This is a genomic window from Paraburkholderia graminis C4D1M (assembly GCF_000172415.1).
Classification (GTDB): domain Bacteria; phylum Pseudomonadota; class Gammaproteobacteria; order Burkholderiales; family Burkholderiaceae; genus Paraburkholderia; species Paraburkholderia graminis.
Genome location: NZ_ABLD01000003.1, coordinates 134,659 through 159,312, shown reverse-complemented (window position 1 = coordinate 159,312; position 24,654 = coordinate 134,659). Strand labels below are relative to the sequence as shown.

The 24,654-nt window shown below is 63.2% G+C and carries 24 protein-coding genes and 1 tRNA gene; 10 read left to right on the top strand and 15 right to left on the bottom strand.

Annotated features, from left to right (window positions below):
• Window positions 1–177 precede the first annotated feature (177 nt).
• On the top strand, window positions 178–1,248 hold the full coding sequence (hemH, locus tag BGRAMDRAFT_RS06475) for a ferrochelatase (protein ID WP_006047886.1): 1,071 nt from the start codon (window positions 178–180) through the stop codon (window positions 1,246–1,248).
• Between the two features lie 9 nt (window positions 1,249–1,257).
• Window positions 1,258–1,665, top strand: coding sequence for an RNA-binding S4 domain-containing protein (locus BGRAMDRAFT_RS06470; RefSeq protein ID WP_006047885.1), 408 nt, complete (start codon window positions 1,258–1,260; stop codon window positions 1,663–1,665).
• On the opposite strand, the gene BGRAMDRAFT_RS34915 is transcribed toward BGRAMDRAFT_RS06470, so the two are convergent.
• The gene (locus BGRAMDRAFT_RS34915) at window positions 1,637–1,798 is read right to left on the bottom strand and encodes a hypothetical protein (RefSeq protein ID WP_006047884.1); all 162 of its coding nucleotides are present in this window, start codon (window positions 1,796–1,798) and stop codon (window positions 1,637–1,639) included. The genes BGRAMDRAFT_RS06470 and BGRAMDRAFT_RS34915 overlap by 29 nt on opposite strands.
• A gap of 380 nt (window positions 1,799–2,178) precedes the next feature.
• Here BGRAMDRAFT_RS34915 and grpE point away from each other — a divergent pair, with 380 nt between their 5' ends.
• The 5 genes from grpE (at window position 2,179) to pabB (ending at window position 8,674) form a co-directional block, all read left to right on the top strand.
• Window positions 2,179–2,766, top strand: a complete 588-nt coding sequence (grpE, locus tag BGRAMDRAFT_RS06460; RefSeq protein WP_006047883.1) for a nucleotide exchange factor GrpE — start codon at window positions 2,179–2,181, stop codon at window positions 2,764–2,766.
• Window positions 2,767–2,820: 54 nt separating this feature from the next.
• Window positions 2,821–3,237 (top strand): thioredoxin family protein, encoded by a 417-nt coding sequence (locus BGRAMDRAFT_RS06455; RefSeq protein WP_006047882.1) that lies wholly within the window; start codon window positions 2,821–2,823, stop codon window positions 3,235–3,237.
• 151 nt (window positions 3,238–3,388) lie between these two features.
• Window positions 3,389–5,347 carry a molecular chaperone DnaK gene (dnaK, locus tag BGRAMDRAFT_RS06450; RefSeq protein WP_006047881.1) on the top strand — a complete coding sequence of 653 codons (1,959 nt, stop codon included), beginning with the start codon at window positions 3,389–3,391 and terminating at the stop codon, window positions 5,345–5,347.
• Between the two features lie 269 nt (window positions 5,348–5,616).
• A complete protein-coding gene (dnaJ, locus tag BGRAMDRAFT_RS06445) occupies window positions 5,617–6,756 on the top strand; it encodes a molecular chaperone DnaJ (RefSeq protein ID WP_006047880.1) in 1,140 nt (379 codons plus the stop codon).
• A 25-nt stretch (window positions 6,757–6,781) separates the two neighbouring features.
• The gene (gene pabB / locus BGRAMDRAFT_RS06440; protein WP_006047879.1) at window positions 6,782–8,674 is read left to right on the top strand and encodes an aminodeoxychorismate synthase component I; all 1,893 of its coding nucleotides are present in this window, start codon (window positions 6,782–6,784) and stop codon (window positions 8,672–8,674) included.
• Window positions 8,675–8,720: 46 nt separating this feature from the next.
• Here the strand turns inward: pabB and panB are convergent, their stop codons facing one another.
• The 7 genes from panB to BGRAMDRAFT_RS06405 form a co-directional block, all read right to left on the bottom strand.
• Window positions 8,721–9,536, bottom strand: a complete 816-nt coding sequence (gene panB, locus BGRAMDRAFT_RS06435; protein WP_006047878.1) for a 3-methyl-2-oxobutanoate hydroxymethyltransferase — start codon at window positions 9,534–9,536, stop codon at window positions 8,721–8,723.
• Window positions 9,537–9,569: 33 nt separating this feature from the next.
• On the bottom strand, window positions 9,570–10,250 hold the full coding sequence (locus BGRAMDRAFT_RS06430; protein WP_006047877.1) for a deoxynucleoside kinase: 681 nt from the start codon (window positions 10,248–10,250) through the stop codon (window positions 9,570–9,572).
• Window positions 10,247–10,780 carry a 2-amino-4-hydroxy-6-hydroxymethyldihydropteridine diphosphokinase gene (gene folK, locus BGRAMDRAFT_RS06425; RefSeq protein ID WP_006047876.1) on the bottom strand — a complete coding sequence of 178 codons (534 nt, stop codon included), beginning with the start codon at window positions 10,778–10,780 and terminating at the stop codon, window positions 10,247–10,249. The genes BGRAMDRAFT_RS06430 and folK overlap by 4 nt, the downstream gene beginning before the upstream one ends.
• A 78-nt stretch (window positions 10,781–10,858) precedes the next feature.
• A complete protein-coding gene (gene pcnB, locus BGRAMDRAFT_RS06420; RefSeq protein ID WP_006047875.1) occupies window positions 10,859–12,460 on the bottom strand; it encodes a polynucleotide adenylyltransferase PcnB in 1,602 nt (533 codons plus the stop codon).
• Entirely contained in the window at window positions 12,457–13,143 is a 687-nt protein-coding gene (locus tag BGRAMDRAFT_RS06415; RefSeq protein WP_006047874.1) for a histidinol-phosphatase, read from the bottom strand. Before BGRAMDRAFT_RS06415 ends, pcnB begins: the two co-directional genes overlap by 4 nt.
• Window positions 13,136–13,879: a DnaA regulatory inactivator Hda gene (gene hda / locus BGRAMDRAFT_RS06410; protein WP_006047873.1), complete on the bottom strand. Its 744-nt coding sequence runs from the start codon at window positions 13,877–13,879 to the stop codon at window positions 13,136–13,138. Before hda ends, BGRAMDRAFT_RS06415 begins: the two co-directional genes overlap by 8 nt.
• Before the next feature lie 71 nt (window positions 13,880–13,950).
• On the bottom strand, window positions 13,951–15,027 hold the full coding sequence (locus tag BGRAMDRAFT_RS06405) for an AI-2E family transporter (RefSeq protein ID WP_006047872.1): 1,077 nt from the start codon (window positions 15,025–15,027) through the stop codon (window positions 13,951–13,953).
• Window positions 15,028–15,177: 150 nt separating this feature from the next.
• Between BGRAMDRAFT_RS06405 and purM the strand changes: the two genes are divergently transcribed.
• Window positions 15,178–16,245, top strand: a complete 1,068-nt coding sequence (purM, locus tag BGRAMDRAFT_RS06400; protein ID WP_006047871.1) for a phosphoribosylformylglycinamidine cyclo-ligase — start codon at window positions 15,178–15,180, stop codon at window positions 16,243–16,245.
• A 152-nt stretch (window positions 16,246–16,397) separates the two neighbouring features.
• Here purM and miaA read toward each other — a convergent pair whose 3' ends face one another.
• A complete protein-coding gene (gene miaA, locus BGRAMDRAFT_RS06395; protein ID WP_006047870.1) occupies window positions 16,398–17,345 on the bottom strand; it encodes a tRNA (adenosine(37)-N6)-dimethylallyltransferase MiaA in 948 nt (315 codons plus the stop codon).
• Between the two features lie 108 nt (window positions 17,346–17,453).
• Between miaA and BGRAMDRAFT_RS34910 the strand changes: the two genes are divergently transcribed.
• Window positions 17,454–17,912, top strand: a complete 459-nt coding sequence (locus BGRAMDRAFT_RS34910) for a hypothetical protein (protein WP_044020478.1) — start codon at window positions 17,454–17,456, stop codon at window positions 17,910–17,912.
• On the opposite strand, the gene mutL is transcribed toward BGRAMDRAFT_RS34910, so the two are convergent.
• Window positions 17,896–20,019: a DNA mismatch repair endonuclease MutL gene (mutL, locus tag BGRAMDRAFT_RS06385; RefSeq protein ID WP_006047868.1), complete on the bottom strand. Its 2,124-nt coding sequence runs from the start codon at window positions 20,017–20,019 to the stop codon at window positions 17,896–17,898. The two genes, BGRAMDRAFT_RS34910 and mutL, sit on opposite strands and share 17 nt — an antisense overlap.
• A 193-nt stretch (window positions 20,020–20,212) precedes the next feature.
• Here mutL and BGRAMDRAFT_RS06380 point away from each other — a divergent pair, with 193 nt between their 5' ends.
• Window positions 20,213–20,878 carry a VTT domain-containing protein gene (locus BGRAMDRAFT_RS06380; protein WP_006047867.1) on the top strand — a complete coding sequence of 222 codons (666 nt, stop codon included), beginning with the start codon at window positions 20,213–20,215 and terminating at the stop codon, window positions 20,876–20,878.
• A 115-nt stretch (window positions 20,879–20,993) separates the two neighbouring features.
• Here BGRAMDRAFT_RS06380 and BGRAMDRAFT_RS06375 read toward each other — a convergent pair whose 3' ends face one another.
• The 5 genes from BGRAMDRAFT_RS06375 to tolB all read right to left on the bottom strand — a co-directional run bounded on the left by BGRAMDRAFT_RS06375 (window position 20,994) and on the right by tolB (window position 24,653).
• On the bottom strand, window positions 20,994–21,368 hold the full coding sequence (locus tag BGRAMDRAFT_RS06375; RefSeq protein WP_006047866.1) for a hypothetical protein: 375 nt from the start codon (window positions 21,366–21,368) through the stop codon (window positions 20,994–20,996).
• 340 nt (window positions 21,369–21,708) lie between these two features.
• Window positions 21,709–21,784 (bottom strand) — tRNA-Lys (locus BGRAMDRAFT_RS06370).
• 254 nt (window positions 21,785–22,038) lie between these two features.
• Window positions 22,039–22,788: a tol-pal system protein YbgF gene (ybgF, locus tag BGRAMDRAFT_RS06365; RefSeq protein WP_029970412.1), complete on the bottom strand. Its 750-nt coding sequence runs from the start codon at window positions 22,786–22,788 to the stop codon at window positions 22,039–22,041.
• A gap of 19 nt (window positions 22,789–22,807) precedes the next feature.
• Window positions 22,808–23,317: a peptidoglycan-associated lipoprotein Pal gene (gene pal / locus BGRAMDRAFT_RS06360; RefSeq protein WP_006047864.1), complete on the bottom strand. Its 510-nt coding sequence runs from the start codon at window positions 23,315–23,317 to the stop codon at window positions 22,808–22,810.
• A 43-nt stretch (window positions 23,318–23,360) separates the two neighbouring features.
• Window positions 23,361–24,653 carry a Tol-Pal system beta propeller repeat protein TolB gene (gene tolB, locus BGRAMDRAFT_RS06355; protein WP_006047863.1) on the bottom strand — a complete coding sequence of 431 codons (1,293 nt, stop codon included), beginning with the start codon at window positions 24,651–24,653 and terminating at the stop codon, window positions 23,361–23,363.
• Between the last annotated feature and the right edge of the window lies 1 nt (window position 24,654).

Sequence of the window (24,654 nt, the reverse complement as noted above, 5' to 3'; positions counted from 1 at the left end):
AACGCCGCGGCGGTCGATGCGTCACATCATGCGCGAGCGCGCGCCGCTTGCCAATTGGCCGAACGGCCAGGGGCGCCTGGGGCGCGCGGCCACGAAGGCCGCCGCCATAGGGCGCACCGCTATAATGAATCTCACCTGTTCAACCCTCCGCTCACAGCGGTTACCCGGCTATAGCCTATGCGCTTCGACCTCGAGCGGCCTTCGCAGAACGCCACGTCGCACCGTGTTGCCGTGCTGCTGATCAACCTCGGCACGCCCGACGCGCCAACTCCGCGGGCGGTTCGCCGCTATCTCGCGCAGTTCCTGTCCGACCCTCGCGTGGTCGAGATTCCGGCGCTGCTGTGGCAGATCATTCTGCGGTTGCTGATCCTGCCGTTCAGAGGCCGCGCGTCCGCGAAGAAATATGCGGCCGTCTGGATGCCCGAAGGCTCGCCGCTGCGCGTCTATACGGAAAAGCAGGTGGAAGCGTTGCGCCATCTGCTGCAGTTGAACGACTACACGGTGCTCGTCGAATACGCGATGCGTTACGGCACGCCGGGCATTCCGGCGATGCTGAATCAGCTCAAGCTCGCGGGCGCCGAGCGGGTGCTGCTCGTGCCGATGTATCCGCAGTATTCGTCGTCGACCACGGCGACCGCTTTCGACGACGCCTTCTCCGCGATGAAGCGCATGCGCAATCAGCCGGAGATCCGCACGGTGCGTCAATACGCCGATCATCCGGCATATATCGCGGCGCTCGCGGCGCAGGTGCGTCACTACTGGCATCTTCATGGCCAGCCGGATTTCGCGGCGGGCGACAAACTCGTGTTGAGCTTTCATGGCGTGCCCAAACGCACGCTGGATCTCGGCGATCCGTATCACGAGCAGTGTCAGACAACCGGCGCGCTGCTGATGCAGGCGCTTGGCCTGACGTCGGTGGAATGCCGCATCACCTTCCAGTCGCGCTTCGGCAAGGCCGAGTGGCTGCAGCCCTACACGGCGCCCACGTTGAAGGAACTCGGCGCGGCAGGCGTGCGGCGTGCTGATGTATTTTGTCCGGGCTTCACGGCCGACTGCCTGGAGACGATCGAAGAAATCGGTATGGAAGTGCGCGACGAATTCCTGCATGCGGGCGGCAAGGAATTTCACCGCATTCCGTGCGTGAACGCGTCGCAGGCGTGGATCGCCGCGCTCGGCGAAATCGTCGCGCAGAATCTGCAAGGCTGGCCGGTGCAGGCAGTACCCGTGCCGCATAACACAGCGGCTTGACGAGACTTCATGAACTACAGGATTTCAACCGAACCGGGCGCGAAACTGCGCATCGACAAATGGCTTTGGGCGGCGCGCTTCTTCAAGACGCGTTCGCTCGCGGCGGATGCTGTCGAGAAAGGCCGGGTGCGCATCGGCGGGGCCAATGTGAAGCCCGCCAAGGACGTGCGGGTCGGCGACCTGGTCGAGATCGAGATCGAGCGCTTCGTGTGGCAGGTGCAGGTGCTGGGCGTGTGCGAGGTGCGCGGTCCGGCGACCGTCGCGCAGACGCTCTACGCGGAAACCGACGAAAGCCGCGAAAAACGCAAGGCCGAGCAGGAGCGCCGCAAAACTTATCGCGAGCCGGCCGAGGCATTGCATGGCCGCCCGACCAAGCGCGACCGCCGCACTATCGACAGATTTTCAGGTGGGGATTGAACAGCTGTTCCATGGTCGCGTTCACGCCGCCGTATTCGGTGGTGTGGTCGTTGACCGCCCCGGACATACAGATGGTCGTGGTGCCCGCAACGAGTACCAGTGCGACCACCGAGATTGCAAAGGTCAGTTTCACGGTACCCCCTTATGGGATGTTGCAGCAAAGAAACGAGCTAGCCGGGTGGAAATTGCAAGAGGGCGGAAAGGATTACGTCAGATTAGGGTTAACGAGGTTTTTCCGCTGCGTTACTGGAGCATAGGTCACTTGCTCTTCGCGCTCAATCTGAATCTGATTGCGCCGCGCTAATGGTTGTAACCGCGCGTTTCCGCCAGCGGCGCCAGCTCTGAAAATTTCGGCCGAGGCGCTTGAAATGGGCGCTTGCGGCCCCACCTGCCGTTCCGATACGCGGTGGCGCGTTCGAATGTTTGTCGCGATTTTGCAACGCACAAAAGTCGCGGCGCGTTCATGCGTTGCCGCCGCCGTTGGCTTTTAAATCTTTAACGACTTTCAGCGACATGGAAAACACGCAAGAGAACCCGACGAGCCAGAATCCCACGCCCGCGGACGAAACCGAGCGCCCGGCCGCCGAGGCGGTCACTCCCGAGCAGGAAGCCGCGGCGAGCGTCGCCACGGACACGCCGGCAGCCACGGGTGCCGAAGCTGCGTTGGCTGAAGCGCAGGCCAAGATCGCCGAGTTGCAGGAGAGCTTCCTGCGGGCCAAGGCCGAGACCGAGAACGTGCGTCGCCGCGCGCAGGAAGACGTCGCGAAGGCGCATAAATTTGCCATCGAGAGCTTCGCCGAGCATCTGCTGCCGGTAATCGACAGCCTGGAAGCTGCCGTCGCCCATTCTTCCGACGACCTCGCGAAAGTGCGCGAAGGCGTCGAGCTCACGCTGCGCCAGCTCACGGGCGCGCTGGAGAAGGGGCGCGTCGTCGCGCTGAATCCGGTGGGCGAGAAGTTCGACCCGCATCGCCATCAGGCCATTTCGATGGTGCCGGCGGATCAGGAGCCGAACACGGTGGTCGCCGTGCTGCAAAAGGGCTTCGTGATCGCCGACCGCGTGCTGCGTCCGGCGCTCGTGACGGTGGCCGCGCCGAAGTAAAGCGCCCGTCGCAGCCGGTTCGCCAGGTCCACGTAGACACCAGGTAACCCGATCATGGCCAACATTCCCGTCGACGCTACCGCGTTTTCGGTCTTCGACATGAAGGAGCTGAGCGCCGAATCGTTCGACGCGGGCCTCGCCGAAGCAGGCGACGAACTCGCGGTGGTGTTCTTCTGGGGCCTCGACTGCTTCAATTGCGAGATCGCGAAGAAGGCGATGCTGGCGCAACCCGAGGCGATCCGGGCGCTCGGTCTGCGGTGGTTTCACAGCAATGTCTACGAGCACCGCGATCTTGGGCGGCGCTTCATGCTTCACGGCGTGCCTACGTGGTTCTTTTTTCATCGCGGCAAACGGCTTGGCCGCGCAACCGGCTGGCACGGTCTTGGGCAGTTCCAGGCCGCTGTCGCCGCGGCGCGGCAGAAGATTCAGGCGGTTTCCGGCAAGACGCCGGGTGAAACGCCGGCCGATTGAAAAAAATTAAAGACCGCATCGCAAAAGAGGTCTTGAAAACGATGCGGACGCACTTATGTTCAGTGCAGTGTGAATTCAGGGCGGATCGCCTTGCCGCCAAACGGCAAACAGGGCGCTTCCCGCAGCGATCAAAGTCAGGAGATTAGTAAAAATGGGCAAAATCATCGGTATCGACCTCGGCACGACCAACTCGTGCGTGGCGATCATGGAAGGCAATTCGGTCAAGGTGATCGAGAACTCGGAAGGTGCGCGCACCACGCCGTCGATCATCGCGTATATGGAAGACGGCGAGATTCTCGTCGGCGCGCCTGCCAAGCGTCAGTCGGTCACGAACCCGAAGAACACGCTGTACGCGGTGAAGCGCCTGATCGGCCGCCGCTTCGAAGAGAAGGAAGTTCAGAAAGACATCGGCCTGATGCCGTACAAGATCATGAAGGCCGAGAACGGCGACGCATGGGTCGAAGTGCGCGATCAGAAGCTCGCTCCGCCGCAGATCTCCGCGGAAGTGCTGCGCAAGATGAAGAAGACCGCTGAAGACTACCTCGGCGAGCCGGTCACCGAAGCAGTGATCACGGTTCCCGCGTACTTCAACGACAGCCAGCGTCAGGCAACCAAAGATGCGGGCCGCATCGCCGGTCTGGAAGTCAAGCGCATCATCAACGAACCGACCGCAGCCGCGCTCGCGTTCGGTCTCGACAAGAACGAGAAGGGCGACCGCAAGATCGCCGTGTATGACCTGGGCGGCGGTACGTTCGACGTGTCGATCATCGAAATCGCGGACGTCGACGGTGAGAAGCAGTTCGAAGTGCTGTCCACGAACGGCGACACGTTCCTCGGCGGTGAAGACTTCGACCAGCGCATCATCGACTACATCATCGGCGAGTTCAAGAAAGAGCAAGGCGTCGATCTGTCGAAAGACGTGCTCGCGCTGCAGCGCCTGAAGGAATCGGCTGAAAAGGCCAAGATCGAGCTGTCGTCGAGCCAGCAGACCGAAATCAACCTGCCGTACATCACGGCTGACGCGTCGGGTCCGAAGCATTTGAACCTGAAGATCACGCGCGCCAAGCTGGAAGCGCTGGTTGAGGAGCTGATCGAACGCACGATCGAACCGTGCCGCGTGGCGATCAAGGACGCAGGCGTGAAGGTCGGCGAAATCGACGACGTGATTCTGGTCGGCGGTATGACCCGCATGCCGAAGGTGCAGGAAAAGGTTAAGGAATTCTTCGGCAAGGACCCGCGCCGCGACGTGAACCCGGACGAAGCCGTGGCCGTTGGCGCCGCGATTCAAGGTCAGGTTCTGTCGGGTGACCGCAAGGACGTTCTGCTGCTCGACGTGACCCCGCTGTCGCTCGGCATCGAAACGCTCGGCGGCGTGATGACGAAGATGATCAACAAGAACACCACGATCCCGACCAAGCATTCGCAGGTCTACTCGACGGCCGACGACAACCAGAGCGCCGTGACGATCAAGGTGTATCAGGGCGAACGCGAAATGGCGGCGGGCAACAAGCTGCTCGGCGAGTTCAACCTGGAAGGCATTCCGCCGGCACCGCGCGGCACGCCGCAGATCGAGGTGAGCTTCGACATCGACGCAAACGGCATTCTGCACGTCGGCGCGAAGGACAAGGCGACCGGCAAGGAAAACCGCATCACGATCAAGGCGAACTCGGGTCTGTCCGAAGCCGAAATCGAGAAGATGGTGAAGGACGCCGAAGCGAACGCGGAAGAAGACCACAAGCTGCGTGAGCTGGCCGATGCCCGCAACCAGGGCGACGCGCTGGTCCACAGCACGAAGAAGGCGCTCACCGAATACGGCGACAAGCTGGAAGCTGCCGAGAAGGAAAAGATCGAATCCGCGCTGAAGGACCTGGAAGAAACGCTGAAGAGCGGTTCGAGCGACAAGGCGGCGATCGAAGCCAAGATCGAAGCAGTGGCCACGGCCTCGCAGAAGATGGGCGAGAAGATGTACGCCGACATGCAGGCTGCGCAAGGTGCCGAAGCTGCGGCAGCAGGCGCGGCGGGCGCGAGCGCGGGTGCATCGGCGGGTGGCGCGAGCCAGCCGCAGGACGACGTGGTCGACGCCGACTTCAAGGAAGTCAAGAAAGACTAAAGCCAGGTCGCATTCCGACCGTAAAGCCGCACACGGGTTTTGTGTGCGGCCCGGCTGCACAAGGGACCGCGCCCATCCGGACGCGGGAACGTGCAAGAGCGGTTATCACGCCTGGCGAGCCTTTTAGGCTCTCCGGGCACATTTGTTTTATGGAGGGCGTTGTTTTTTGCCGTATTCAGGCGGCATGAAACAGCGGCCGGACGAGTCGTGAGACTCCAGCATTCAAGAGGAGCCACCGCGCGGCATTGCGCGAGGGGCGTTGAACCGATATGGCGAAACGGGATTACTACGAGGTTCTGGGCGTCGCAAAGAACGCGAGCGACGACGAAATCAAGAAGGCTTATCGCAAGCTGGCGATGAAGCATCACCCCGACCGCAATCCGGGCAACAAGGATGCGGAAGAGCATTTCAAGGAGGTGAAGGAAGCCTACGAAATGCTCTCGGACTCGCAAAAGCGCGCCGCGTACGACCAGTATGGTCACGCCGGCGTCGATCCGAACATGGGCGGAGCCGGCGCGCAAGGCTTCGGCGGTTTTGCCGATGCGTTCGGCGATATTTTCGGCGACATCTTCGGCCAGGCGGCCGGGGGCGCCGCGCGCGGCGGTGGCCGTGCGGGCCCGCAGGTGTATCGCGGCGCCGACTTGCGCTACAGCATGGAAATCACGCTCGAGCAGGCGGCGCACGGCTACGAAACGCAGATTCGCGTGCCGAGCTGGGTCTCGTGCGAAGTCTGTCATGGCTCGGGCGCGAAGCCCGGCACGAAGCCGGAAACCTGCCCGACCTGTAGCGGCTCGGGCGCGGTGCGCATGTCGCAAGGCTTCTTCAGCATTCAGCAAACGTGTCCGAAGTGTCACGGCACCGGCACCTATATTCCCGAGCCTTGCGGTCACTGCCACGGCGCGGGCAAGGTGAAGGAAACCAAGACGCTCGAAGTGAAGATTCCGGCAGGTATCGACGACGGCATGCGCATCCGTTCCGCCGGCAACGGCGAACCGGGCATCAACGGCGGACCGTCGGGCGATCTGTACGTCGAGATTCACATCAAGCAGCACTCGGTGTTCGAGCGCGACGGCGACGATCTGCATTGCCAGATGCCGATTCCGTTCACCACGGCAGCATTGGGCGGCGAGATCGAAGTGCCGACGCTTGCCGGCCGCGCGAGCTTCACGGTGCCCGAAGGCACGCAGTCGGGCAAGACGTTCCGGTTGCGCGGCAAGGGCATCAAGGGCCTGCGTTCGAGCATTCCCGGCGACCTGTACGTGCATGTGCAGGTCGAAACGCCGGTCAAGCTCACCGAACCGCAACGCGATCTGCTCAAGCAATTCGAGAAGGCCTTGGTGGAAGGCGGCGCGCGGCATAGCCCGCAAAGCAAGAGCTGGTTCGACCGGGTGAAGAGCTTCTTCGATTAATGGCGGTTTGAGGTTGGCGGTCAGCATGACGGCAGATGAGCGCGGCGCAGTGTTTGCATTGCTCGATGATTGCGACGCGTCGGCGGCGCGCCGCTCAAGCCGTCTGTACACGCGCTTCGTGCATGAGCGCGTGTGCGCGAACGCCACGCAGCTCGAAGCCGTCTGCGAGGCCGCGGCAGCGGACGCGCGGCTCGGTCTGCATGCCGTCGTACTCGCAGACTATGAATTTGGCCGGCATCTTCTCGACGGGGAATCGGGTCCGTCGTTCAAAACGCAGCATGGCGATGCCACGCTGCGTTTTTTATTGTTCGAACGTTGCGAAAAACTTTCGCGCGATGAAGTCGACGCGTGGCTCGTGAACGAAGACGGCGGTCTTGCTGAGCCGTCGGTGGCGGGCACGGCGAACGTGCGCGAGAGCGTCGAGCCCGAGGAGTTCAACGCGGCGATCGGCGCGATTCACAGCGCGCTGCACGCCGGCGATTCGTATCAGGTCAACTACACATACCGTCTTGGCTTCGACGTGTTCGGCTCGCCGGTCGCGCTGTATCGGCGGTTGAGGGCGCGGCAGCCGGTCCGCTATGGCGCGTTGATCGCACTGCCGGGCGGCGCGTGGGTGCTGTCGTGTTCGCCCGAGCTGTTCGTTGAGAAGCAGGGCGCTACGTTGCGCGCCCGTCCGATGAAAGGCACGGCGCCGCGCTCTGACGATCCGGCAACGGATCGCGGCGCCGCTGAATTCCTCGGCAGCGATCCGAAGAATCGCGCCGAGAACGTGATGATCGTCGATCTGTTGCGCAACGATTTGTCGCGTGTCGCGCAGACGGGCTCCGTCAATGTGCCGGCGCTCTTTTCGGTCGAGCCATATGCGTCGGTCTGGCAGATGACGTCGACGGTAGAAGCCGCTTTGCGGCCCGGCACGTCGTTCGCCGGCATACTGCGCGCGCTGTTTCCTTGCGGCTCGATCACCGGCGCGCCGAAGCATCGCACGATGCAGTTGATCGACGAACTCGAGAGCACGCCGCGCGGGCTTTATACCGGCGCGATCGGCTGGCTGGACGCGGCCGCGTCGGAACCGGCGGGCTCGGGTGGAAATGCGTGCGGCGACTTTTGCATGTCGGTCGCCATTCGCACGTTGACGTTGAAGCCGTCGGCGCAAGCAGGCTCGTTGCGCGGCACGATGGGCATCGGCGCGGGCATCGTGCTCGACAGCGTCGCCGAAGACGAATACGCGGAGTGTCGATTGAAAGCGCGCTTTCTGACCGGCGCCGAGCCGGGCTTCGAGCTGTTCGAAACCATGCTCGCGACGCGCGAAGACGGCGTGCGTTATCTGCCGCGGCATCTCGCGAGACTCTCGGCGAGTGCCGCAGCACTGGGCTTTCCATTCGATGCCGAAGCCGTGCGCGCAAAGATTGCGGAACAATGCGCGGCGTTGCCCGCAAAGACTGCGCATCGCATGCGTCTCGCACTAGGCAAGAATGGCGCAACGCAGATCACGGCTGCGATCCTGACGCCGTTGGCCGACTCGACGGTCGGCGTGCTGCTCGCAACAGATCACGGCTTCCCGACGATGCAATCCGGCGATCCGCTGTTGCAGCACAAGACCACGCGCCGCGCCGAGTATGACCGCGGCTGGCGCGAGGCCGAGGCGAAGGGCGCGTTCGACACACTGTTCTTCAACGAACGAGGCGAGTTGACGGAAGGCGGGCGGTCGAACGTGTTCGTGAAGCTGGCGGGCAAGTGGTGGACGCCGCCGCTCGGGTTGGGCGTGTTGCCGGGCGTGATGCGAAGCGTGCTGCTCGAGGACGACGCGAGCTTGCAGGCGAAAGAAAGAGTGCTGACGCAGGCGGATCTGTTGAACGCCGAAGCGCTGATGATCTGCAATGCGCTGCGCGGAGCGCTGCCGGCGCGGGTTATCCGTTAGAGTGGTGCGAAGGGCCAAGCGCCAGCCCGCACCGCCACCCAAACCCTCAAAACGTATGCTCAGGCCCAGGAAACGCCCCATCCTTCACCGCACGCACATAGGCTTCAACCGCCGCGAGAATACTCGGCTGGCCCTGCATGAAATCCTTCACGAAGCGCGGGCGCTTGCCGGGAAAAATCCCCAGCATGTCATGCAACACCAGCACCTGACCTGAGCAATCGAACCCGGCGCCAATGCCGATCGTCGGAATACGCAACTGCTTCGTGACTTCGCTCGCGAGCAGCGTCGGAATGGCTTCCATCACGATGAGCTGCGCGCCCGCCGCTTGCATCGCGAGTGAATCGCGCAGCAACTGGTTCGCGCCTTCCTCGGTCTTGCCTTGCACCTTGAAGCCGCCGAACGCATGCACCGACTGCGGCGTCAGTCCAACATGCGCGCACACCGGAATCGAGCGCTCGACCAGAAAGCGCACCGTGTCGGCAAGCCACTCGCCGCCTTCCAGCTTCACCATCTGCGCGCCGCCGCGCATCAGTTCGACGGAGCTTCGATACGCTTGTTCCGCCGTGCCGTAAGTGCCGAACGGCAAGTCGGCGACGATCAACGCCGACGGCCGCGCACGCGCCACACTGGCCGTGTGATACGCAATATCGGCGAGCGACACCGGCAGCGTCGTGGTCTGCCCTTGCAGCACGTTGCCGAGCGAATCGCCGATCAGCAGAACGTCGACGCCCGCGCGATCGAGCAGCGCCGCAAAGCTCGCGTCGTAACAGGTGAGCATGGCGATTTTCTCGCCCGCATCGCGCATTGCCTGCAGTTTCGGCACGGTGATCGCGTTCCGGCTCGCTTCCTGCAAATAGGTCATGGGTCGATCCGTTGAAAGAGGGGCGCGCGCCGCTTAAAGCGACGTGCCTTTGACAAAGAATTCCTTGCGGCCGCGCATGGTTTCGATGCGTTCGGCGAGCAGCGCAAGGTCCGCGTCGGAGTCGAGCGGATTCAGATGTTCGGCGTTGACCGTCAGCACCGGCGTGCGGTCGTAGTGATAGAAGAACTCGTTATACGCGTCGCAGAGCGCATGCAGATAGGCGTCGGAAATCTGCAATTCCATAGGCACCGCGCGCTTCTGAATGCGCGAGAACAGCACCTCGGGACTCGCCTGCAAATACACGACGAAGTCCGGCGCCGGCGCGCTCACTTCGAGGCGCGCGGCGAGCGCGCGGTACAAATGCCACTCGTCTTCCTGCAGCGTGAGACGCGCGAAGATGTCGTTCTTCTGCGTCATGAAATCGGCGATGAGCGGCGTGCCGGCCAGTTGCACCGCGTTCACGTCCTGCGCCTGCTGCGCGCGTTGCAACGCGAAATGCAATTGCGCGGGCAACGCATAACGCGTGGTGTCGCGATAAAAGCGTTCGAGGAAGGGATTCTCTTCGGGCCGCTCGAACAATTCCTGCATCGACCAGCGTTGCGCGAGACGCCGCGCGAGCGATGTCTTGCCGACGCCGATCGGCCCTTCGATCGCAAGATAGCCGAACGGAGGCCGCAATTGCGGCGCGGTGACGGTGAGTGGCGGTGAATTCATTCGCAGCGGCCTTTGCCGGCGTTGAGGGCGTTGAGCGTCGGGCACTGGCACGGCCCTTTGACCTTCTCGATGCGTTGTTCGCGTACGCCGTCGAGCAGCGCGTCAGCGCGGCCATGCCGCGGAATGATCAGCGCGGCGTCGATCTCGACGAGCGGAACCAGCGCAAACGCGCGTTCGACAAGACGGGGATGCGGAACGATCAGATCGGCTTCGTCGATGGATTGATCGCCGAAGAGCAGGATGTCCAGATCGAGCGTGCGCGGTGCATTGCGAAAGGGCCGTTCACGCCCGAACTGATGCTCGATCTTGTGGCACAGCGCAAGCAGATGCCGCACGGGGAGCGTCGTGTCGATCTTCACGACACAGTTGAAATAGTCGTCACCGCCCGCGTCGATCGGGGCAGTGCGATACAGGCTCGACTTGGCGAGCACGGTGATGGTGTGCTGTTGTGCGAGGCACACCACCGCGTCTTTCAGGGTCTGGCGCGCGTCCCCGAGATTCGCGCCGAGGCCGAGATAAGCAACCGTCATGGCATAACTTCCTGCAACTATCGTTCGACGGCTTCAGCCGACGCTGCATGAACCAGCGCTGCGTTAACGAACGCTGCTTCAGTCTTCGTGCGGGCTGTCGTGGCCCGCTTCGGCGTCTGTGCGTTCGGCTGGCGTGCCGCCCTCCATTCCGTCGCCCGGTTTGCGGTTTCTGGCGCCACCGCCGCGCCGCCGTCGTTTTCTGGGGCTTCGGTCCTTCCCGCCTTGCGTGAGCAATGCCTCACGCGCCGCGATGTCTCCTTCGATGAACTCCGTCCACCACGCTCCGACCGACTCGTCGAGTTCGCCCGATTCGCAGCGCAACAGGAGGAAATCATACCCCGCTCTAAATCTTTGGTGTTCCAGCAGCTTCAGCGCGCTTCTTCCCGAACGTTTTTCGAGGCGCAGCTGCAAGCCCCAGATCTCGCGCATATCGGACGAAAAACGCTTGTGGATAGCGAGTTTCTCGGTCTGCATGTCGAGCACTTCGTCCATCGCGCGATGCAGCGCGGGCACCGGATACTCGCCGTTCGCTTCGAATTTCTGCCAGCGCTGCTGCACGTCGTGCCACAAAAGTGTTGCAAACAGAAAACCCGGCGACACCGGTTTGCCGGCGCGCACGCGTGCGTCGGTATTGTTGAGCGCGAGCGTGATGAATTTTTCGCCCGTGGGCTGCTCAAGCACGACGTCGAGCAAGGGCAACAGTCCGTGATGCAGACCTTCCTGGCGCAAGCGCTTCAGACAGGCAAGCGCGTGACCGGACAGCATGAGCTTCAGCATCTCGTCGAAGAGACGCGCGGCCGGCACGTTGTTGATCAGATCGGCCATTTTCGCGATCGGGTCGCGCGTCGCGTCTTCGATCTCGAAGTCGAGCTTGGCCGCGAAACGCACGACGCGCAGCATGCGCACCGGATCTTCGCGATAACGCGTGGCCGGATCGCCGATCATGCGCAACAGACGCGCGCGCACGTCGGCCATGCCGTTGTGATAATCCAGCACGGTCTCCGTGGCCGGATCGTAGTACATCGCGTTGATCGTGAAGTCGCGGCGCGTGGCGTCTTCGTGCTGCTCGCCCCACACGTTGTCGCGCAGCACGCGGCCGCTCGCGTCCACCGCGTGCGTGCGGCGATCGAGCTCGTCGCGCTTCAGGCGCCGCGGCGGCGCAGCGTCAGCGGCGGGCGGATCGACCAGCGCGCGGAACGTCGACGTTTCGATGATTTCCTGGCCGAACTGCACATGCACGATCTGAAACCGGCGGCCGATGATGCGCGCACGGCGAAACAGCTTCTGCACCTGCTCGGGCGTGGCGTCGGTCGCGACGTCGAAATCTTTCGGCTTGATGCCGAGCAGCAGATCGCGCACCGCGCCGCCGACGATAAACGCCCGGTGCCCCGCCTGCTGCAGCCCTTCGGTCACGCGAATCGCGTTGCGCGAGATCAGCGTGGGGTCGATGCCGTGCACGTCGTGCGGAATGATGACCGGCACGTCGGGGTCCGGCACCTGTGGTTTGGTGGACGCGCCGCCGCGAGCCGGCTTGCGGCGCGCGCGGCCCGCGCCCGCGGCGCCTTGTGCATGGTGTGCCGGTGCGCTGCCGGTTTCGTCTGCGTCGGCTTCAGCCGGCAGCGTGTCGTCGGCGGATGCTGTGTCCTGGCCGAATAGCTTGCGAATGAGTTTTTTGATCACTGGGGTTGAAAGAGTTCGAGGATGCGCCAGCCCTTGGCTTGTGCATGAGCACGCAATGTGTCGTCCGGATTGGTCGCGATTGGGTCGGTGACCTTTTCGAGCAGCGGAATGTCGTTGTGCGAATCGCTGTAGAAATAGCTGTGCTCGAAGTCGCTCCAGCTTTTGCCGAGCGATGCGAGCCATGCCTCGGTGCGCACGATCTTGCCTTCCTTGTAGCTCGGCGTGCCGGTGGGGCGGCCCGTGTAGGCCGAATGCGGCTGGCCGTCGACGGTTTCCGCTTCGCAGGCGATCAGCGTGTCGACGCCGAACGCGCTCGCGATGGGCCGGGTGATGAATTCGTTGGTGGCGGTGACCACGCAGCACAGGTCGCCCGCTTCGCGGTGCCGCTTGACCAGTTCGACCGCCGCCGGAAGGATGGCCGGCGTGATCACTTCATGCATGTACTGCGCGTGAAAGTCCGCGAGCTGCGCCCGCGTGTACTTGGCGAGCGGCGTGAGCATGGCGATCAGATAGGCGTGAATGTCGAGCTTGCCGGCCTTGTAGTCGGCGTAAAAGCGGTCGTTGTCACGGGCGAAGTTTTCGGCGTCGACCATGCCGTGTTTCACCATGAAGCGGCCCCATTCGTGGTCGCTGTCGGTGGGAATGAGCGTGTGATCGAGGTCGAAGAGTGCGAGATTAGCCATGGGGGTCTATTTTACTTGAAGCGGGGGACGGCGCGGCGGGGCCGTCCTGGCCGGGCGAAGCCAGCATCGTGCGCAAGAGCGGCAGTGTGACCGCGCGCTTCTGTTCGAGCGAGAAGCGGTCGAGCGCGTCGAGGAGCGCCATCAGGCTCGGCATGTCGCGGCGAAAGTGCGTGAGCAGATAGGCGGGCACGTCGTCGGCGAGCATGATGCCGCGCTCGCGGGCCGCGTGCTTCAGCACGGCGGCTTTGCCTTCGTCGGGCAAGGGCGCGAGATGGAACACGAGGCCCCAGCCGAGCCGCGTGCGCAGATCTTCGCGCACCGTCATGCCGATTGGCGGCGCGTTGCCGGTGGCGACGAGCGCGCTGGTCGGATGCGCGCGCACCTCGTTGAAGAGATTGAACACGGCGACCTGCTGCGCGGCGGAGAGGCCGTCGCAATCGTCGATTGCATACAGCGCGACGCGCGGATCGAAACTGAACGCGGCGAGGCTGCTTTGCGGACCGGCGAAGCGCGCATGTCCGCGCGGCGCTTCGTGCACGAGTGCTTGCAGCAGATGTGTGCGGCCGCTGCCCGCTTCGCCCCAGATGTAGAACGTGCGATCGGCGACCGGCCCGGCGGCGAGCGCGCTATCGAGCTCACGCAGGCGCGTGACGAGCTCGGCGTTCGCGCCGGCGAAAAAATTGTCGAATGTCGATGGCGGCGGCGTGCCGAGATCGAGCGTCAGTTGACGAAGCACAGTAGGTTAATGCCGAAAGTAAGGCTGAAGCCGCAAAGTGTCCCGCTGAGCCGGGACGCCGGAGCAGAACATCAATTGTTATAGAGCGTGCTTTGCAGATAGCTTTGCCGCAACTCGCGCATCGCCACCGACAGAATCGCGCTGACCGGCAGCGCAAGCAGCACGCCGAAAAAGCCGAACAACTGCCCGAACGCGAGCAGCGCGAAGATAACCGCGAGCGGATGCAGGCCGATTCGCTCGCCGACGAGACGCGGCGTGAGATAAAAGCTTTCCACGATCTGCCCGACGCCGTAAATCAGCGCGACCGCGCCGAAGCCGTACCAGTTGCCGAACTGCAGCAGCGCCGCGAGCAGCGCAAGCGCAAGACCGGTCGCGAAGCCGATATACGGAATGAAAACGGCGAGCCCCGTGAAAATGCCCACGGGCAACGCAATCTCGAAGCCGGCGATGCTGAGCGCGGCCGCGTAGAATACGGCGAGCACGCCCATCACGAGCAACTGGCCGCGCAGGTATTGCGACAGCATCTGATCCATGTCGCGCGCAAGTTGCAGCGTCTTGTCGAGCCAGCGCCGCGGCACCACGCTCTGCATGCGCAGCAGCATGCGGTTCCAGTCGTAAAGCAGATAGAACAGCACGAGCGGCACCATCACGAGATTGCCGACCACGGTCATCATGACGTTGCCGCTTGTCACGATCGACGTCCACGCATACCGTGCGACCGTCTGCGCACTGCCTTCAAGCTGACCCATCACCATGTCGCGCACGCTCGCGAAGTCGAGCGAATCGGCGAGGCCGAGCATGGCGAGCTTGGGTTGCAGCCACGCATTCACATGCGCGAAAAGCTGCGGCACCTGCTGCCGCAACTGCGGCCCTTCCTTCTGGATGACGGCGAACACGAGCAGCACCAGCAGCGTCATCAGCAACGTGAAAAGCAGCATCATCAGCAAGGCGGCGAGTGCGCGCGGCACGCGCCGGCGCACCATCCACGCGACGCCGGGCTGCAGGATGTAGGCGAGAATCGCGCCGAGCAGAAAGGGCGTGAGAACCGGACTCAGCAGCCACAGCAGAATGCCGACGCCGAGCGCAATGGCGAGCCAGATGAAGGCGCGGCGCTGCACGGGAGTCAGTATCGAGGAATTCTGTTGCAAAGTTGTTTCCCTGGTGTCGTCGGAACCGGATGATCAAATTCCAGCCAGCCGGCCGGCAACTCTCTATGGGACCGGAGTAAGCGCTGAAGCGCCAACTCTCGATCGGCATCGGGTAAAATCGCATTTTACCGACCTTCGAGCGCTCCCCCCATGAATCAACCGAAATCCGCCCCGAATTCCACTGATTCGGCCCAAGGTCTGTCGTATCGGGACGCCGGCGTGGACATCGACGCGGGCGACGCTCTCGTCGACGCAATCAAGCCCTTTGCCAAAAAGACGATGCGCGACGGCGTGCTGGGCGGCATCGGCGGATTCGGCGCGCTGTTCGAGGTGCCGAAGCGGTACAAGGAACCGGTGCTGGTGTCGGGCACGGACGGCGTGGGCACGAAGCTGCGCCTCGCGTTTCAGTTGAACAAGCACGACACCGTGGGCCAGGATCTGGTCGCGATGAGCGTGAACGACATTCTCGTGCAAGGCGCCGAGCCGCTCTTTTTCCTCGACTACTTCGCGTGCGGCAAGCTCGACGTGGGCACGGCGGCGACCGTGGTCAAGGGCATCGCTTATGGTTGCGAACTGGCGGGCTGCGCGCTGATCGGCGGCGAAACCGCTGAAATGCCGGGCATGTATCCCGACGGCGAATACGATCTGGCGGGCTTCGCGGTCGGCGCGGTCGAAAAGAGCAAGATTATCGACGGCAGCACGATCGCCCCCGGCGACGTCGTGCTGGGCCTCGCTTCGAGCGGCATCCACTCGAATGGTTTTTCGCTCGTGCGCAAGATCATCGAGCGCGCGCAGCCCGATCTGAACGCGGATTTCGACGGCCGTTCGCTCGCCGACGCGTTGATGGCGCCCACGCATATCTACGTGAAGCCGCTCCTCGCGCTGATGCAGCAGATCGCCGTGAAGGGCATGGCGCACATCACGGGCGGCGGGCTCGTCGAAAACATTCCGCGCGTTTTGCGCGAAGGTCTGACGGCCGAGCTCGATCATCGCGGCTGGCCGCTGCCGCCGCTGTTCTCGTGGCTGCAAAAGCACGGCGGCGTCGCGGACGCGGAAATGCATCGCGTGTTCAATTGCGGGATCGGCATGGCAGTCGTCGTGTCCGCTGCGGACGCGGATGCCGCGATCGGTCTGTTGTCGGCGGCCGGCGAGCAGGTCTGGAAGATCGGTGTGATTCGCGAAAGCGCTGCGGGTGAAGCGCAGACGGTTGTGGTTTAAAAGGTCGGTGGTTCGCGCGGCGTTGCGATGGATTGCGCCGCGCGGGCTGTGATTTGCCGGTTTGCGTTTGCCGGTTTGCTTTCGCCGGTTTGCTTTCACGCTTTTCGCGCCTCACGGCGTTGCTTCATATCCCGCGCTTTACGCTTGACGCTTTACGTCAACGCTTCAATCACCTCTAGCACGCGCGCCGTTGCTTCTCGATCGCAGCAGTCCACCACCACGCGCTCGTCCATGCTGCGCAGCCATGTGAGCTGCCGCTTGCACAATTGCCGCGTCGCGAACACGCCTTTGTCGCGCATCGTCGGATAGTCGACCGCGCCATCCAGATATTCCCAGACTTGCCGGTAGCCGACGCAACGCATCGACGGCATCTCGGGCGACAGATCGCCGCGTTCCCTCAGCTTCACCACTTCGTCGACGAAACCGTTTTCCAGCATCGCGTCGAAACGCCGCTCGATGCGCGCGTGCAGCACGCTCCGGTCGGAAGGCTCGAGCGCGATCGGCACGAAGCGCCAATCGGCCGCGGCATCGTCGGTGCGCGCGGGCGCGGCCAGCAGCGTCGACATCGCCTCGCCGGTCAGCATGAAGACCTCGAGCGCGCGCTGGATGCGCTGCGAGTCGTTGGGTGCGAGGCGCGCGGCTGTCGCGGGGTCGATGGCGGCGAGGCGCGCATGCAGCGCCGGCCAGCCGTCGCGCGCGGCGTCGGCGTCCAGTTGCGCGCGCACGTTGGGATCGGCGGCGGGCAAGTCGTTGAGCCCCTGCGTGAGCGCCTTGTAGTACAGCATCGTTCCGCCCACCAGCAGCGGCAGCCGGCCGCGCGCGTGGATCTCGGCCGTGAGGCGCAACGCGTCGGCGCGAAATTCGGCGGCTGAGTAGGCGTTGGCGGGGTCGACGATATCGATCAGATGATGCGGCGCGATCGCGCGTTCTTCGGCGGTCGGCTTCGCGGTGCCGATGTCCATCTGACGATAGACGAGTGCGGAATCGACGCTGATGATTTCGATCGGGCGCTGGGCGGCCAGTGCTAGCGCGGCCGCGGTCTTGCCGGAGGCGGTCGGGCCGAGTAGGCAGGGGATGGGCGTGGGGGGGCGGGCGGTCATGGGTGGGCCGGCGGGCGGCAATCGGGGGCTGGGGGTGTGGAGGGCGTTGCGTGCGTGGAGCGCATCAGGTGCGTTGCGGGCGTCGGGAGCATCGAGGGCGCCAAAGGCATGAAGGGCGTTAAGCGCATCGAGCGCATCAGGCGCATTGAGAACATCAGGCGCATCGAAGGCATCAAGAGCATCGAAGGCATCAAGGGCATCGAGCGCGTCGCGGGCATCAAGAGCATCGAGGGGTTGAGGCGCATCGAGAACTTCGCGGGCGTCACGCGCATCAAGACCGTCGAGCGGACCAAGCGCACAAAGCACATCGAGCGCATCAAGAGCATGAGGCGCATCGGGAAGATCGCGGGCGTCGCGCGCATCAGGACCATCGAGCGGACAAAGCGTACAAAGCGCATCGAGAACATCAGGCGCATCGAGAACCGCATCGACAACATCAGGCGCATCGACAACATCAGGCGCATGGACAACATCAGGCGCATCGACAACATCGCGGGCGTCGCGCGCGTCAAGACCATCGAGCGCATCACGCGCACCAAAACCCCCACCGTCACTGCCCGCGCATGAACAGCCGATCGAGATCGGACAGCGTCAATTGATACCACGTCGGACGCCCGTGATTGCATTGATCGGCGCGTTCGGTCGCCTCCATCTGCCGCAGCAGCGCGTTCATTTCATCGAGCGTCAGACGCCGGTTCGCGCGCACCGCGTGATGGCATGCGAGCGTGCCGAGCAGTTCGTGCTGACGCTCGGTCAACACACGCGAGCCGCCGTACGCGTGCAGATCGGACAGCACCGCGCGCGCCAGCGCCTGCAAATCGGCGTCTTTCAGCAGCGCCGGCACTGCACGGATGGCGAGCGTGGTCGGCGACAGCACGGCGAGATCGAAGCCGAGTGCATCGAGCGTGTCGCGCTCTTCATCGACGGTGCCGATTTCGACCGCATCGGCCTGCATCGTCTGCGGAATCAGCAGCGGCTGCACGGCGATCGTGCGATCGGCCAGCGCATTCTTGAACTGCTCGTACAGAATGCGCTCGTGCGCGGCGTGCATATCGACGATCACGAGCCCGTGCGCATTCTGCGCGAGCACATAGATGCCGTGGATCTGGCCGAGCGCGAAGCCGAGTGGCTGGTCGTCGGCGGGATTGAACGTGGGCGAGGCGTAGGACGCCGACGTGTTATACGGCGACGCGCCTTCGGCGGCGGAATCGCGTGCTTCGAAAAGCGTCGCGCCTTGCTGCGCGACCCCGCTGTTGTCTTTGCGGCCGAACAGCGCGTCGTAGAAAGCGAGCGGCTGCGCGACGGGCAGCGTGCCCTGCGTCATGCGCGACTGGCGCATCCAGGTGTTGCCGGGCTGCGACGCGTTGAAGCCGCTGCTCGCCGGGCCGCTCGATGCGTTCCCACCGAAGCCGCCTGCACCGGTTGCGGCTGACGCTGACGCGCCAAACCCCGCCCCGCTAATGGGCGACGCGCCAGACGGCGACGTGCCAAAGGACGACGCCCCAAACGCCGGGGTCCCCAACGAAACCCCTCCGCCCGCCGACGCCTGCAAATGCGCCGCATGCCCGCCCGCCGTCGTTTCGGGCGACGCGCCCGCATGACGCGCCAACGCCCGCTGAACCGCGTGAAAAACGAACTGATGAATCGAGCGCGAATCGCGGAAGCGCACTTCGATCTTCGACGGATGCACGTTCACATCGACCGCTTCGGGCGGCAGATCGAGAAACAGCACATACGACGGATAACGATCGCCGTGCAGCACGTCTTCATAGGCGGCGCGCACCGCGTGCGTGAGCAGCTTGTCGCGCACGAAACGGCCATTGACGAAGAAGTACTGCTGATCCGAGCGCCCGCGGCTCGCGGTCGGAAGACCCGCGCAACCGTAGACGGCGAGCGGGCCGGCCGACTCGTCGAGCGGCAGATGAGCAGTCGCGAAAGTTTCGCCGAGTATCTTCGCGACCCGCACCGGCGGTTCGCTCGCGTTCCAATGCTCGACCGCCTTGCCGTTATGCAGCACCGAAATCGCGACGTCCGGACGCGCCAGCGCGGCGCGTCGAATCTGCTCGAGACAATGTCCGAGTTCGGTCTGTTCGCTCTTCAGGAATTTGCGGCGCGCCGGCGTGTTGAAGTACAGCTCGCGCACTTCGATCGTGGTGCCTTGCGTGCCTGCGGCGGGGCTCAGCACACCCGTTTGCGCATCGACGCGCATCGCGTGCGGCGCATCGGCCGTGCGGCTCGTGATCGTCATTTGCGCGACCGACGCGATCGACGCGAGCGCCTCGCCGCGAAACCCGAGCGTGGCCACTGCCTCGAGTTCGGCGAGCGAGCGGATCTTGCTGGTCGCGTGGCGCATCAACGCGAGCGCCAGTTCGTTCTCGGGAATGCCGCAGCCGTCGTCGGTAATCGAAATACGTTTGACGCCGCCTTCATCGAGCATGATGCGCAACGTCTGCGCGCCTGCGTCGAGTGCGTTTTCCAGCAACTCCTTCACGACCGATGCCGGCCGCTCGACCACCTCGCCGGCGGCAATCTGGCTGATAAGCTGATCGGGCAGCGGCTGGATCGCGCGCAGCGGCCGCGGCGCGGGCGTGCCCGGCGCACTCGGCGTGCTCTGTGTGCTGGCAGCAGCGGCGGAGGCGTCGGCGCGGGCGGGCGTTTCGGGGAATTCGGACATGGCGAAATTATAGCGATTCGGCGCGGCCGTCCTGGAATGGCGTAAACGTGCCGGAGATTTTCCAGGATCGACCGGGCACTTTCTGTATCATGACGCGGTCAATTTGCGGGGTCGGCGACGCTTGCCGCGATCGCCAGTAAAACTCCGCCGGATTTTCCCGCCACGCTCATTTTCGCTTGATAAAGGACGCTTTTTGGACACGCTGCTACATCTCGCCAACCTCGTGCTGCACATCGACAAGTTCCTTGGGGAATTCATCCACGTGTACGGCGCCTGGGTCTATGCGGTCCTTTTCCTGATCGTGTTCTGCGAAACGGGGCTCGTGATTCTGCCGTTTCTGCCGGGCGATTCGCTGCTGTTCATCGGCGGCGCGTTTTGCGCGGCTGGGCAGATGAATCTCGGTTTGCTGATTCTGCTGCTGTTCGTCGCGGCAACGACCGGCAATACCGTCAACTACATGATCGGACGATCGATCGGTCCCAAGGTTTTCAACTCGCGCATTCCCATGCTCGAGCGTTTCCTGGATCGGCGCGCGCTGCAGAAAACGCACGACTTCTATGAAAAGCACGGCGGCAAGACGATCGTGCTCGCGCGCTTCATTCCGGTGGTGCGCACGTTTGCGCCGTTTGTCGCCGGTGCGTCGGAGATGACGGTCAGCCGGTTTCAGCTTTTCAATATCGCCGGTGCGCTGTTCTGGGTGTTGCTGCTCGTACTGCTCGGCTATTTCTTCGGCAACATTCCGTTCATCCGCCAATACCTGAATGTGATCGTGCTGGTCGGCATTGGCGCGGCGATTGTGCCGGTCGTGCTCGGCGCGCTGTGGAAGATGACGCGCAAGAACGCGTCGAAGCCGAGCTAAACCGGCATCGCTCGGATAGCCCGCTAAGGTTTCTGCATGAACAAAACGGCGTCGCGATTTTTCGCGACGCCGTTTTTATTTTGCGGGACCGCCGACACGTTAAGGACGCGGCGGTTCACATCGGCAAATGAGATTCCGTGTACGGCGATGTCGGGATGACGAGCGCTTTGTCCGCGCTTGCTTTCGCGAGCACGTTGCGACGGCTGCGACTGCTCCAGACAAACGCGGCAACGACAGCGAGCGCGTACGCCGCGCTACGCGTAAAAAACGCCGTCGACGTGCTGAACTGGCCATAACGGGTTCGGGCGTCCGCGAACACGAGAAAGGTAAGGGCCGCGTCGAGCAGCACCGCGGCGAACACGAGCGCGGCAAAGACGCGCGAACCGTTTAGCGCAGCGCCCGGTATCAGACGATTACACAGATGGCATGCAACCAGCACGATTGCCAGCAACGCAAGATTCGAGGCGAGATCGAACAGAAAATTGGTCATATCGATGGAATGAAAGCGCCGCACGTTGCGGTGTTGCGAGAGCGTCTGCCTGCGCTGCTTGACAGCGGCTGAGTCAGACTGCGGCGATCATTGCACGTCTTTATGTCTCAATAAATGATCACGTTCGGAGTCCGTAGCGTTGTCGGAATGTGCGAAGTTGCGTTGGTGAACGGGCGTGGGATGCTGTGGAAAAGTACAGAGAGTTGAGCGGAGGCTTCTGCTTTTTTGGGCTTTGCTTGGACTTGGGTTCGGGCTTGGGCGTTTCTGGAGCGAGCAGAGAAACTGCGACGCAAAAAGAAAAGGGCTTACGACGCTGACGCGTGTAAGCCCTTGAATCTTTTGGTAGGCCGTACGGGATTCGAACCTGTGACCAACGGATTAAAAGTCCGCTGCTCTACCAGCTGAGCTAACGACCCAAAAGAGAAGCGAAATTATATCGACGGCCCGAAGGGGCTGTCAACCCATTCCGCGCATCCGCCAATGACTGTGCGAAGCAATCCGGATAGTGAAAAGCCCGGGCTTCCGATGTGGAGACCCGGGCTTTCCAGCGAGAGGCGCGCGTGACTATCTTTCTGACACTTTGCAGACACTGCGCGTTACAGCCGACGACTCAAGCAACGACTCAACCGCTCAACGATCAACTACGCCAACGCGACGACCACCAAACCGCCTACTTGATCTGCGACAGCTTGCTCTGCGCGGACTGTGCGACGTCCGAGCCGCCGTATTGCGCGACGATCTGCTCAAGCGTCTTCTTGGCCGCAGCCTTCTGGCCTTGCTCGAGCTGATTGTTCGCAATCGCGAGCAACGCCTCCGGCGCCCGCGGATGCTGCGGATAGTTCTTCACGACACCCTGCCAGGTCGCCGTCGAGCCCTTGTAATCGCGCAGCGCATACAGCGCGTTGCCGAGCCAGTACTGCGCGGTCGGCTGATACGGACTGCTCGGAAACTTGGCGATGAAGCTACGGAACGACGCCGCCGCGTTCTTGAAGTCGCCGTTGCGGAACTGCTGTGAAGCCGCATTGAACGCATCGGTTTCGCCCGGCTGAACTTCGCCCTGGACACCATCGACCGTTTGCTGCTGCGGCTCGAATTTCTTCAGGCGCGTGTCAAGGTCGGTGTAGTAGTCCTTCTGCTGTTTTTGCAGCGTGGCGAGCTGATTGCCCATGTCCTCGTTCTGCCCGCGCAGCGTCGCGACCTGCTGATTCAACTGGTCGAGACGGTTGGACTGATCGAGGATCGTGCGCTGCGCTGCCGACAACTGGCTCGACAGACTATCGGTCTTCGCCCGCAGATCGAGAATGGCCTGGCGGGCCTGATCGTCGTCGAAGATGCCGGCGTGCGCCGGCACAGCCGTAAAGACCGTGCCCGCGACGCAGGCCGCTGCGGCAAATCGCAGCCAGGAGAAACGATGCGTCATTCGGCTCATCACCCGTTACTTACTGTTGGTACACGAGGTCGGCGCGGCGGTTCTGTGCCCACGACGATTCGTCATGACCCGTGGCTTGCGGCTTTTCCTTGCCGAGGCTCACGGCTTCCATTTGCGAGTCCGTCACGCCCATCAGCGACAGCGAACGGCGCACAGCTTCAGCACGCTTCTGGCCGAGTGCCAGGTTGTACTCGCTCGTGCCGCGCTCGTCGGTATTGCCCTGGATCAGCACGTGGCGTTGCGGATGGCTCTTCAGGTACTGCGAGTGTTGCTGGAGCAGCGACTGGTAGTCGTCCTTCACCGAGTAGCTGTCGAAGTCGAAGTAAATGCTGCGCTTCGCGAGCGGGCTGTTCGGGTCGTTCAACGGATCGACGTTCACTTGCGCGACATCGTTCGGGTTCGGCTGCGTGGAGACTGCGCCGCCCTTGTTAGCGTTTTCGTCGAGCTTGACGCCCGAGTGACACGCGGCCAATGCGCCGACCATGAGAACTGCAAATGCGAAGCGAAGTTTGGACATCATTTTGTACTCTCCTTGTGTTATTGCATCAGTTATTGCGTCAACGTTATTGCATGAAAGGGCCCCAGGACGGCTCGCGTACGCTGCCTCCCTGCACTGACAGGACCTGCCGGGTGCGACCGTCGGTCGAAACCGCGGCCAATACGCCACGGCCGTTCACCTGAGTGGCGTAAAGAATGTACTGACCGTTCGCCGCGAAGCTCGGCGATTCGTCATGTGTCGTGTCCGTCAGGCCCGTGGCGGTTCCGCCTTGCAAGTCCTGGATATACAGCTTGAAGCCGCCGCCGACGCGCGAAATATACGCGAGTTGCTTGCCGTCCGGGCTCACGCGCGGGCTCGTGTTGTAGCTGCCGGTGAACGTGACGCGCTGTGCGCCGCCGGCGCTTTCGCCTTGCGCCGACATCTTGTAGATCTGCGGTTGGCCGCCGCGGTCGCTCGTGAAATAGATCGACTGGCCGTCGGGCGAGAAGGTCGGCTCGGTGTCGATCGAGCTGCCCTGTGTGAGACGGCGCAGGCCGCTGCCGTCCGCATTGACCGCGAAGATCTGCGTGTTGCCCGTGCGCGAGAGCGCGACGGCGAGCGTGCGGCCGTCCGGCGACCACGCGGGCGCGCTGTTATTGCCCTTCTGATCGGACACGACGATGCGGCGCCCCGTAGGCAGATCGTGAATATAGACGATCGGCTTCTTCTTCTCGAACGAAACGTAAGCGACCTTGGTGCCGTCAGGCGACCATGCCGGCGAGATGATCGGCTCGGGGCTCGACAGCGCGATGTGCGCGTCCTGGCCGTCGGAATCCGAAATCTGCAACTGATAGCGGTTGCCGCTCTTGATGACATACGACAGCCGCGTGGCGAACGCGCCGCGGCCGCCCATCAGCTTGGCGTAGATGTAGTCGGCCACTTTATGCGCGCTCATGCGCAGGCCGCTTTCCGGGCTCACCAGCACGAGGCCGCCGAGACTTTCGCCCTTGACCGTGTCGTACAGCTTGAAGCGCACTTCGTACTGGCCGTTCGGCAGGCGGTTCACGCTGCCGGCCACGAACGCATTCGCGCCCTTCGCCTTCCAGCTTCCGAGATCGACGGAAGCCGTTTCGGGAACGGGCGCAGAACCCGCGTCGATGTTGGTGAATTTGCCGCTGCGCTGCAGGTCCTGACGCACGATGGTGCTGACCTGCTGCGGCGAGTTCGCTTCATTGGCGAAGTTCGCCGTTGCGATCGGAAACTGGGTGGACCCGACGCCCGTGACGAGCACGTTGAGTTGCGCGTTCGCGGCGCCGCCGGCGGCGATCAGGCACGACGCTACAAGTGTCCGCAGGCCTAGCTTGGTCATCAAACTCATG